Origin of the sequence: Parafrankia discariae (assembly GCF_000373365.1) — a bacterium.
Lineage (GTDB): Bacteria > Actinomycetota > Actinomycetes > Frankiales > Frankiaceae > Parafrankia > Parafrankia discariae.
In genome coordinates, this window is the sequence record NZ_KB891102.1 from 1 (window position 1) to 11,435 (window position 11,435).

4 protein-coding genes are annotated in these 11,435 nt (G+C 74.9%); all 4 read right to left on the reverse strand.

What is annotated here, in order from left to right:
* Positions 1-222: 222 nt before the first annotated feature.
* Positions 223-2,016, reverse strand: a complete 1,794-nt coding sequence (mhpA, locus tag B056_RS0100010) for a bifunctional 3-(3-hydroxy-phenyl)propionate/3-hydroxycinnamic acid hydroxylase MhpA (protein WP_018499845.1) — start codon at positions 2,014-2,016, stop codon at positions 223-225.
* Positions 2,013-2,819: an arylamine N-acetyltransferase family protein gene (locus tag B056_RS0100015; RefSeq protein ID WP_018499846.1), complete on the reverse strand. Its 807-nt coding sequence runs from the start codon at positions 2,817-2,819 to the stop codon at positions 2,013-2,015. Before B056_RS0100015 ends, mhpA begins: the two co-directional genes overlap by 4 nt.
* Positions 2,812-6,165, reverse strand: coding sequence for a type I polyketide synthase (locus B056_RS0100020; protein WP_018499847.1), 3,354 nt, complete (start codon positions 6,163-6,165; stop codon positions 2,812-2,814). Before B056_RS0100020 ends, B056_RS0100015 begins: the two co-directional genes overlap by 8 nt.
* Positions 6,166-6,216: 51 nt before the next feature.
* On the reverse strand, positions 6,217-11,435 hold a 5,219-nt coding region (locus B056_RS0100025), incomplete at its 5' end, for a type I polyketide synthase (protein WP_076784616.1).

Here is an 11,435-nt window from a genome sequence, read left to right on the forward strand (position 1 = left end):
GGAAGGAGGAGCTGAACAGGGTGCACCGCAAGGTCCGGGCCCGCGTCGAACACGCCCTCGCCGGGATGAAGACCTGGAAGATCCTGCGTGACTACCGCCGCCAGGCCCGCACCCTCGGGATCACCGCGGCCGGGATCGCCCATCTCTACAACATCAGCCGGACCGGCTGACCGGTCACGCGGACCGGCCACACCCCACCCAAACCGAGTTACGAAACAGCCTTTAGGGCTCCCCGACGAGGGCCGGAGCGCCGAGCCCGGCCAGCAGGTCGCCGACGAGTTCCTCGGCGGAATCCAGCCGCGGTGGTTCCGGCCCGCCGGGCCGGTCGTTCACGGCCGGCCCGGTCACCGCCGGAACCCGGCCGAACAGGTAGAAGTCAGGACGCACCAGAACGGCATCGGCACCCGCGGCGGCGAGATAGCCGAGATAGACGCCGTCGACGTCGACGGCGGTTATTCCCGCGCCCGGACCGGCACTCTCTCCCACGTGTTTCGCCCCGGTGATGGGCGGCACGTCACCGGCCGCGGGGACGAGGTGGACCACCCGCCCGCCCAGACGCGCGAAAGCCGCGCCCGTCCCGGGGCCGAGCCGGCCGGCGGCCGGTCCGGCGGTGAGCAGGACGAACCCGGGCTCGACGATCTCGTCGAACAGGCCGGTGCGCCCACCGACACGGACCCGGCCCTGTGGCACGAGGTCACCGTCCGGGACCGGTGCCCGTCCCGGACGGACCGGCGCGGGTGGACCGGCGGAACCGGGTGGACCGGCGCCGCGGGCGACGGCCCCGGCGCGCAGGAACCCGCCGGTGAGTGGCTCGACGGCGGACTGCGCGCGGTCCTCCCGCAGTCCCCGGGCGCGGACCGCGATCATGACCTCGTCCCGGTCCCGGGCAGCGGCCGGGTCGGTCTCGCAGATCACCCGTCCGAGGTTCATCGACATGCCGATCGCGTGCTGGACGTGCGCACGCCGTTCCAGGGTGTAGGTGTCCAGCAGCTCCGCCGGGGCGGCGCCGGCGAGTACCAGGTCGAGCTTCCAGGCCAGGTTCGCCGCGTCGCGGAAGCCCGAGCACATGCCCTGGCCGGCGAACGGTGGCATCAGGTGGGCGGCGTCCCCCGCGAGCAGCACCCGCCCCACCCGCCACCGGTCGACGTATCTGGCCTGGAACGTGTACACGGCGTGCCGTTCCAGCGTCGCGTTGCCCGGGTGCAGGTCGAACAGGCCGAGCAGCCGCCACGCCGACTCCGTCCGGCCGAACTCCTCGGCCGGTTCCCCGGGCAGTCGCATGAACTCCCACCGCCGGTGGCCCGGCCCGGCGGAGACGGCGGTGCGGGGCCGGGCCGGGTCGCAGATCTGGAGGTTGTTCGGCTCGTGCACCGTCGGTTCCCGCAGGACCACGTCGCAGGTCAGCCAGTCGTTGAAGTAGGCGAAGTCCGTGGTCCGTACGCCCAGGCCGGCCCGCACGAAGCTGTTCGCGCCGTCGCAGCCCACCGCCCAGCGGGCGCGGAAGCGCCGCTCGCCCGCCGGCGCCGGCGAACCGTCGAGGACCGCCGTCAGCTCGACGTGGCCGTCCTGTTCGGCCAGCGTCACCACCCGGTGCCCCCGCAGCACCCGCAGGCCCGGCAGGCGCGAGCCCCGCTCCGCCAGCGCGTCCTCCAGCGCCGGCTGATACATCGACGTCGAGTCCGGCCAGCCGGATCGCCCGTGTTCGGGGACGTCGACGTGCAGCAGCACGTCACCGGCGGCGTTGCGCCAGGTGTAGTCGCGGGACGGCTCCCCGAACTCGGTCATCGCCGGGCCGACGCCGGCCGCGGCGAGGATGCGGGCCGACTCGCCGTCGAACGAGACCGCGCGCGGCATCGGGTACGGCCGGGGCCACCGCTCCAGGACGATGACCCGCCAGCCGCGCCGCGCCAGCAGGATCGCCGTGACCTGGCCGACCGGCCCGTAGCCGACCACCAGGACATCGGCCTCGACCGGCTCCGTGCCCCCGGCGGTCGCGTCCCGTTCCGGCGCGGTCACGGGGCGGCGTCCGGGGGCGTGGCGACGGGAGCCGGCGGGCGACGCAGGATGTCGGCGAGCACCCGGGCGTGCTCGGCCGGGTCGGTCAGCACCCGCATGGACTCGTGCCCGTCCTCGACGGTCACCAGCCGTTTGCCGATCAGGATCCGCTGCCCGCCGCGGGTCGCCCGGCCGCGCACCAGCGTCCCCGCTCCGGCCAGCGCCCGGGCGAACTCCGTGAGCTCCTCCGACGGTTCGGCCCAGGCGGCCACGTCCCGCGGCACCGGCCGGAACCGGTACACCGCGGCCCAGTCGCCGCGCTGACCACGCCGCTGCAGGACGCGGTAGCCCTCGTCGCCGACGAGACGGAACCACGTGCCGAACTGCCGCCGCTCCGGCCCGTCGAGCGGCAGCGGCTCCAGGTAGGACGGCCCCACGAAGCCGACGTCGACCAGGAACACCACGCCGTCGAGGCGGACGAAGGAGAAGATGTGCTCCAGATCGGGCCCGAAGGATCCGTCGACCTGCCGGATGCCCGCCGCGTACACGCCGGTCTCGAAACCGAGCTCGGTCAGCAGGCGCCGGAACAGGCCGTTGAGCTCGTAGCAAACCCCGCCACGGCCACCGCGGACCACCGCGTCGAACACGGCGTCGGCGTCGATGTCGACGCCCTTCCACAGGTCGGTGCCGCGGGCGGAGTTCAGCTCGCTGTCGTAGGGCACCGTCCGCAGGTGGGCGTGGTGCAGGCCGCGCAGCGTCTCCCAGTTCGCCTCGGCCGGGCCGCGGTGGCCGAGCGCCGCCAGGTACGCCTCGACGTCAAACACGGGTGTCGACCTCCAGCCGGTCCAGCAGGTAGGCGGCGACCTCACGGGGAACCGCGTGGTCGAACAGCAGCATCGCGGGGAGCGTGAGGCCGGTCGCCGCCGCGAGGCGGTTTCGCAGTTCGACCGCGGTCAGTGAGCTGAAGCCGATGTCGAAGAACGCGCTGTCCGGGCCGACCTCGTCGGTGTCGGCGTGGCCGAGCACCGCGGCGGCCTGCGCCCGGACCAGCTCGATGAGCGGTGCGGTCCGCTCGGCGGCCGGCAGCGCGGCGAGCCGGGCGACGAGCTCCTGACCGGCGTCGTCCGTCCCAGGGCTTTCTGGCTCGGGGCTCTCCGTCGTGGAGCTCTCCGCCCGGGGGCTTTCCGTCGCGTCTGCCGCCGGGCCGGCCTGCGGCCGGGTCTGGATGTCGCCGGTCACGTCACCGGTCATGTGGTCACCTCCGGAGTCGCCCGCGAACGCGCCGCCGTGATCGTCGCGGCCGACCGGGCGGGTCGCGCCGGACGGCCGGCCGGCGCCGGTCGACGGGAGCCAGTAACGCCGACGCTGGAACGGGTACGTCGGCAGGTCGACCCCGCCGGTTCCCGACGGGGCCCCCGGGCCGTCGGTGCCGGCGAGGTCGACCGGGACGCCGCGCACGAACGCCGCCGCGGCGGAACGGGTGAAACGGCCGGGACCGCCGTCCTCGCGGCGCAGCGACTCCAGCACGGCGACCGGCGGCCCGGCCCACTGGTCCACCGTCTCGGCGATGGCGGGCCCGAGCACCGGATGGCTGCTCACCTCGAGGAACACCCGGTAGCCGCCGTCGAGCAGGCTGCGCGTGGCGGACGCGAACCGGACCGGACAGCGCAGGTTGCGATACCAGTACCCGCCGTCGAGCTCGGCGTCCTGCACCCACCTCGCGTCGACGGTGGAGAAGAACGGCACCCGCGGCGGGCGCGGATCGAGGCCGGCCAGGGCCTGGATCAGGACACCGGAGATCCGTTCGACCTGCCGGCTGTGCGAGGCGTAGTCCACCGGGATCCGGCGGGCCCGGACCCCTTCGGCGTCGAGGGCGGCCACCAGTTCGTCGAGCGCGGCGGGCTCACCGGCGAGGACGACCGACGCGGGACCGTTCACCGCGGCGAGCTCCACCCGGTCGCCGAACGGCGCGAGCCGGTCCGCGACGGCGGGGACCGGCAGCGCCACCGCCGCCATGGCGCCCCGGCCGGCGAGCCCGGCGGCGATCGCCTGGCTGCGCAGCGCGACCACCGCGGCCGCGTCGGCGAGGCTCAGCGCCCCCGCCGCATAGGCGGCGGCGATCTCACCCTGCGAGTGGCCGACCACCGCGTCCGGGCGGACCCCGACCGACTCCCACAGCCGGATCAGCCCGGCCGCCACGGCGAAGGAGGCCGGTTGGACGACGTCCACCCGGTCGAGCGACGGTGCCCCCGGCGCCCCGCGCAGCACGTCCTCGACCGACCAGTCGACGTGCCGGGCGAGCGCGCGGCCGGCCCGGGCCACCTCACCCGCGAAGACGGGCGAGGCGTCGAGCAGCTCGGCGCCCATCCCCGGCCACTGGCCGCCCTGGCCGGCGAAGACGAAGACGGTCTGGCCGTCGACGTCCGCCGAACCGGTCACCAGGTTCGCCGCCGGCTCACCGGCGGCCGCCGCGGCCAGGCCGGCGAGACCGGACTCCCGGTCGTCGGCGATCACCACGGCCCGGTGGAGCAGCGTCGCCCGGTTCGTGCGCAGCGCGGCCCCGGCGGCGGCGACCGGCACCCCCGGCTGGGCGCGCAGCGCCGTCTCCACCCGGCCGGCGAGAACCCGCAGCGCCGTCCGGCTGGCCGCGCTGACCATCCACGCCGCCCCGGCGCCGGCGTCCGCCGGTTCCTCGTCCCCGCCGGCATCCACCGGCGCCTCGTCCCCGCCGGCCGGTGGCTCGGGTGCCTGCTCCAGGATGACGTGCGCGTTGGTGCCGCTCACACCGAAGGACGAGACCGCCGCGCGACGCGGCCGGCCGCGATCGGGCCACGGCCGGGCCTGACTCAGCAGGCGGACCGCACCCGACTCCCAGTCGACCTTGTCCGACGGGACGTCGGCGTGCAGCGTCCGGGGCAGCACGGCGCGCTCCAGCGCCGAGACGATCTTGAGGATACCGGCGACCCCGGCCGCCGCCTGGGTGTGGCCGATGTTCGACTTCAGCGACCCGAGCCACAGCGGATGCTGCGCAGGACGGCGCCCGTAGGTCGCCAGCAGCGCCTGGGCCTCGATCGGGTCGCCGAGTGGCGTGCCCGTGCCGTGGCCCTCGACGACGTCCACGTCCTGCGTGGTGAGGTCCGCGTCGGCGAGCGCCTGACGGATCACCCGCTGCTGCGCCGGGCCGTTCGGGGCGGTCAGGCCGTTGGACGCCCCGTCGGAGTTCACCGCCGAGCCGCGCACCAGCGCACGCACCCGGCGCCCACCGCGGCGGGCGTCGTCGAGCCGCTCCAGGACCAGCACCGCGGCACCCTCGGACCATCCCGTGCCGTCGGCGCCCGCCGCGAACGACCGGCACCGCCCGTCGGGCGCCAGCCCCCGCTGCCGGGAGAACTCGACGAACGGACCCGGCCGGGCCATCACCGCCACCCCGCCGACCAGCGCCAGCTCGATCTCGCCGGCCCGCAGCGCCCGCAGCGCCAGATGGACGGCGACCAGCGAGGACGAGCACGCCGTGTCGACGGTGACCGACGGTCCCTCGAGGCCGAGCAGGTAGGAGACCCGCCCGGAGACCACACTGCCGGAGTTCCCCGTCCCGAGCAGCCCCTCCAGCTCCGCCGGGACGTCCGCCACGGCACTCGCGTAGTCGTGGTACATCACGCCCGTGTACACGCCGACGCGCCGGCCCCGCAGGGACGTCGGGTCGATCCCGGCCCGTTCGACCGCCTCCCAGGACACCTCGAGCATCAGCCGCTGCTGGGGGTCCATCGCGAGCGCCTCACGCGGGGCGATGCCGAAGAACCCGGCGTCGAACGCCGCAGCGTCCAGGAACCCGCCGGTGCGCACGTAGGACGTCCCGGGGCGGGCCGGGTCGGGGTCGAACAGCGTGTCGAGGTCCCAGCCTCGGTCGGTGGGGAACGGCGCGCGGCCCTCGCGGCCCTCGTCCACCAGTCGCCAAAGCTCGTCGGGGGAGGCGACCCCGCCCGGCAGCCGGCAGCCGGCACCGACGATCGCGACGGGCATCGTGGCGGGCCTGGTGGCGGGGGTCCGGTCGGAAGGCTCGGTGAGCCGGACGTTCTCCCTGCGCAGTCCGTCGTTCTCCCGTTGCAGCCGCTCGTTCTCCAGCAGCGAGGCGCGCAGTGCCTCGACGAGCGTGTCATGGGACGTCGCCATGTGACTCTCCGGTGCTGAGGGGCGGGTGCTGGGGCGGTGGAGGGGCTTGGATCAGGCGGTACGGCCGAGCGCCCGCGCGACCAGGCCCTCGACGTCCATCGCGGCGATCAGGCTCGCCTCGTCCGCCGGGTCCGCCTCGTCCGCCGGGTCGGGGTGGTCGGCGGGTTCGGCCGCGGACCACTCGGTCGCGGTGCCGGCCGCGGTGTCCGGTTCCCGCGGCTCCAGCTCGGCCGCGAGGCGCTCCGCGAGCGCCACCGGCGTCGGGTGGTCGAAGACGAGCGTCGCGGGAAGGCGGACCCCGGCCTCCGCCGAGAGCCGGTTCCGCAGCTCGACGGCGGCCAGCGAGTCCACGCCGAGCTCGCGGAACGCCCGGTTCGGCCCGACGTTCCCGACCCCGCGATGCCCGAGCACCGTGGCGGCGTGGCCGCGCACGAGGTGGAGCAGGAACCGGCCGCGTTCCTCCTGGTCAAGCCCGGCCAGCCGTTCACGCAGGGTGAGTCGGGCCGCACGGCGGGCCGGCGCGGGGGGCAGGTCACGGGCGAGGTCGCGCAGCAGCGCGGGCAGCCGGCCCTCGGACAGCTGGTCGCGCAGCACGGCGTGATCGAGACCGTTGGCGACGAGCAGTCCGTCGCCCCGGTCGCCACCGGACGGGGGTGCGCCGGCGGCCAGCGCGGCGTCGAAGAGCGCGAGCGCCTCGTCGTCGGGCAACGGCCGGACACCCTCCCGGCCGAGCCGGCCGCGACCGGCCTCGTCGAGGTGCGCGGTCAGGCCGCTCGTGCGCGCCCACAGCCCCCACGCGATTGACACCGCCGGCAGGCCGAGGCCGCGACGCAGCCGCGCGAGGCCGTCCAGATAGCCGTTGGCGGCCGCGTAGTTCGCCTGCCCGGCACCACCGAACACGCTGGCCCCGGACGAGAACAGCACGAAGGCCGCGAGCTCCAGCCCGGCGGTCAGCTGGTGCAGGTTCCAGGCCGCGTCCGCCTTCGGCCGGAACACTCCCTCGAGCCGGGCCGCGGTCTGCGCCGCCAGCACCCCGTCGTCGAGCAGGCCCGCCGCGTGCACGACACCGACCAACGGGCGATCTACCGGGATCTCGGCGAGCACCGCCGCGAGCGCCGCACGGTCGGCGGCGTCGGCGGCCACCACCCGCACCCGCGCGCCGGCCTCCGCCAGCTCCGCGACCAGCTCAGCCACTCCCGCCCCGGCCGGACCGCGCCGGCTGAGCAGGACGATGTCGCACACCCCGTGCGTACGGACGAGGTGACGGGCGACCAGCATGCCCAGGGTTCCGGTGCCTCCGGTGATCAGTGTCGTCCCCTCCGCGAGCGCGGGACGGGAGCCGGGGGCCGGGCCGGTCGGAGCGGAGGTCACCGCCGTGGGGACGAGTCTCGGTACGAACGCGCGGCCCGACCGGATCGCGAGCTGCGGCTCGTCCGCCGCGACCGCGGCGGCGACCAGCGGTGCGAGGCCCGGCGCATCGGCACTGACGTCGGTGTCGGTGTCGGTGTCGACCAGGAGGATCCGGCCGGGGTGTTCGGCCTGCGCGGCACGCACCAGGCCCCAGACCGCGGCCGCGCCGGGATCGACGACGTCGTCGGGTGATCCGGGCAGTGGCAGGCCGACGCCCCGCCGGGTCAGCACCACCAGCGGCCGACCGGCCGGCGACCCAGCGACCGGTTGACCCGCCCCCGGCCCGGTCAACCGGTCGCGCAGCCAGTCGAGGGCCCGGGCCGCGCGGGCACGGGCCGCGCCGGGATCCGCGGTCGGCGGTTCCCCGGTCAGGTCGAGCACCCCCGCGGCCCGAGTCGGGTCGGCGGCCGGGTCGGCCGGGGCCTCTCCCGGGGGCCGCACCGGCGGTGCGCCCACCGGGGACGGCCGCAGGGACGTCCACTCGAGCCGGAACAGGGAGTCCAGCTCACGCCGGGCCGAGCCCGCCAGCCGATCCACCGCGACCGCCCGCAGCACCAGGGAGTCCACCGTGGCCACCACCGTCTCCGCCGCCACCGAGTCGGCAGCGGCGAGAAGCGTGAGGGTGAAGCCGTCCCCGCCGACCGGGACCGTCCGGACCCGCAGCCGGGCCGCACCGCCGATCCGCACCGCGACACCCGTCCAGGCGAACGGCAACAGCAGGTGTCCCGGTTCGGACGCCGTGAGCCCGGCCGCGCTGGTCGCCTGCAGGGCCGCGTCGAGCAGCGCCGGGTGCAGTTCGTAGCGGCCGGCCTCGGCGTGCAGCTCCGCCGGGAGCCCGACCTCGGCGAACACCTCCTGATCACGCACCCACAGCGCCTCGACCCCCTGGAACGCCGGACCGTAGTGATAGCCGCCGTCCGCGAGCCGGCGGTAGAACTCCGCCACCGGGAGGCGGCGCGCGCCGGGAGGCGGCCACCCGCCCGCCTCCGGGCCCGGCTCGGTGGAGGCCGCGCCGGACACCAGCCGGTCGTCGCGCCGGGCGAGATGGCCGACCGCGTGCCGGGCCCACGGCCCCGAGTCCCCGCTACGGCGCGCGTGGACCGTCACCGGACGGCGCCCGGTCTCGTCCGCCTCGCCGACCTGCACCTGGAGCCGGACGTCACCCGGATCGGGCAGGACGAGCGGGTTCTCGATCACGAGCTCGTCGAGATGCCCGTAGCCGGTCTGCGCACCGGCGCGCAGCGCCAGCTCCACCATGGCCGCGCCGGGGAGGAGAACGGTGCCGGCGACGGCGTGGTCGGCGAGCCAGGGCTGCTCCCGCAGGGCGACCCGCCCGGTGAGGACCGTCGGCGCGCCGCCCGCCAGTTCCAGGGCCGTGCCCAGGAACGGGTGGTCCGCGGCCTCGAGGCCGCCGGCGACGGTCTCCAGCCAGTAGCGCTCGTGTTGGAAGGGATAGGTCGGCAGATCCGGCCCCACACCCACACCGGCGCCGGTGAACGCCCCGGACCAGTCCACCCCCACACCCCGCACGAACAACTCCGCCGCCGACCGCAGAACCCNCCCCACACCCCCCTCACCCCGACGCAACGACCCCACCACCACACCATCCGACACCCCCCGCTCCTCCAGAACCTCACCCACCGACCCCACCAACACCGGATGCGCCCCCACCTCCACAAACGACCGGAACCCCTCCCCCACCAACACCCCCACCGCACCCGCGAACCCCACCCGCGACCGCAGATTCCGAAACCAGTAATCCCCCTCCAACTCACCCGCCCCCACCACCCACCGACCCTCCACCGTCGAAAAAAACGGAACCCGCGGAACCACCGACCGCACCCCCGCCAACAACCCCCGCAACTCCCCCGCCACCCCGTCCACCTGAGCCGAATGCGACGCATAATCCACCGCCACCCACCGCACCCGAACCCCCCGACCCTCCAACACCCCCACCAACCCCTCCAAACCCCCACGATCACCCGACACCACCGTCACCCCAGGACCATTCACCGCAGCCACCTCCACCCCCACCGGCAACAACCCCACCACCTCACCCACCGGCAAAAACACCGACACCATCCCACCCCGCCCCGAAAGCCGCTCCGCCACCACCCGACTCCGACCCACCACCACCCGCACCGCATCCGCCACACTCAACGCCCCCGCCACACACGCCCCCACCACCTCACCCTGCGAATGACCCACCACCGCACCCGGAACCACCCCCAGCTCCCCCCACACCCGCACCAACCCCAAACCCACCGCGAACGACACCGGCTGCACCACCTCCACCCGCTCCAACACCCCACCCCCACCCACACCCCGCAACACATCCACCAACGACCAGTCCACCAACCCCGACAACACCTCAGAAACCTCCTCCACCACCCCCCGAAAAACCCCCGAAAACACCGAAGAACCCCCCAACAAACCCGCCCCCATACCCACCCACTGCGCCCCCTGACCCGGAAACACGAAAACGTTTCCGCGATCGGCGCCGACGTGCGGCCGGGACAGTTCGGAGATCACGTCCGGGTGCGGGGTACCGGCGCTCAGCGCACGCAGCGCGGCGACCCGTTCGCCGGTGGAGCCGGCCAGCACGACGGCGCGCCGGGCGAGACGCGCCCGTGACGTCGCCAGGGACCGGCCGGTCTCGGCCGCGGCCAGCTCCGGCCGCGCGGCGGCGAACTCCGCCAGGCCGCCGGCCTGGGCGCGCAGCGCCTCCGGCGAGGCCGCGGACAGCAGCCAGGGCACGACCTCCTCCGCGGCGACCCGCGTGTCATCGGCGCCGGCCGCGGCGGTGGCACCGGGGGCCGGCGCGGTGATCCCGGCCGCCTGCGGGGCCTCGTCCGGGGCCTGCTCGATGATCACATGCGCGTTCGTCCCGCTTACCCCGAACGACGACACACCCGCCCGCCGCGCCCGCCCCACCTCCGGCCACGGCGTCGACTCCGTCACCAGCGACACCGCACCCGCCGACCAGTCGATCCGCGTCGACGGCGCGTCCACGTGCAGCGTCCTCGGCACGACGCCGTGCCGCAGCGCCAGCACCGTCTTGATGACCCCGGCCACCCCCGCCGCGGCCTGGGTGTGCCCGAGGTTCGACTTCAACGACCCCAACAGCACCGGACGGTCCGGCGAGCGGCCGGTGCCATAAGTCGCCAGCAACGCGCCGACCTCGATCGGGTCGCCGAGCCGGGTCCCCGTCCCATGCCCCTCCACCACATCCACATCCGCCGTCGACAACCCCGCATCCGCCAACGCCGCCCGAATCACCCGCTCCTGCGAGCGCCCACTCGGCGCCGTCAACCCGTTCGACGCACCATCCTGATTCACCGCCGAACCACGCACCACCGCCAACACCCGNNGNCCNNNNCGNCGCGCGTCCGACAACCGCTCCANCAGNAGNANNNNGACNCCNTCNGCNNNNCCGGTGCCGTCGGCGGCGTCGGCGTACGCCTTGCACCGGCCGTCCGCCGCCAGACCACCCTGCCGCGAGAAATCCACAAACACCTCCGGCGTCGCCATCACCGCCACCCCACCCGCCAACGCCAACGAACACTCACCCGACCGCAACGACCCCACCGCCAGATGCACCGCCACCAACGACGACGAACACGCCGTGTCCACCGTCAGAGCCGGCCCCTCAAAACCAAACGAATACGCCACCCGACCCGAAGCCACACTGCCCGAGTTGCCGATTCCGAAGTAACCCTCCAGGCCGGCGGGCAGCCGTTCCACATGATGGGAGTAGTCATGGAACATCAGGCCGGTGAAGACACCCACCGGCTCCCCCCGCAACGAACCAGGATCAATCCCGGCCCGCTCCAACACCTCCCACGAAACCTCCAGAAGAA

What these genes read in the sequence shown, in the direction of transcription:
- B056_RS0100020 (WP_018499847.1), bottom strand. Translation starts at nt 6,165, where the DNA reads ATGGCGACGTCCCATGACACGCTCGTCGAGGCACTGCGCGCCTCGCTG.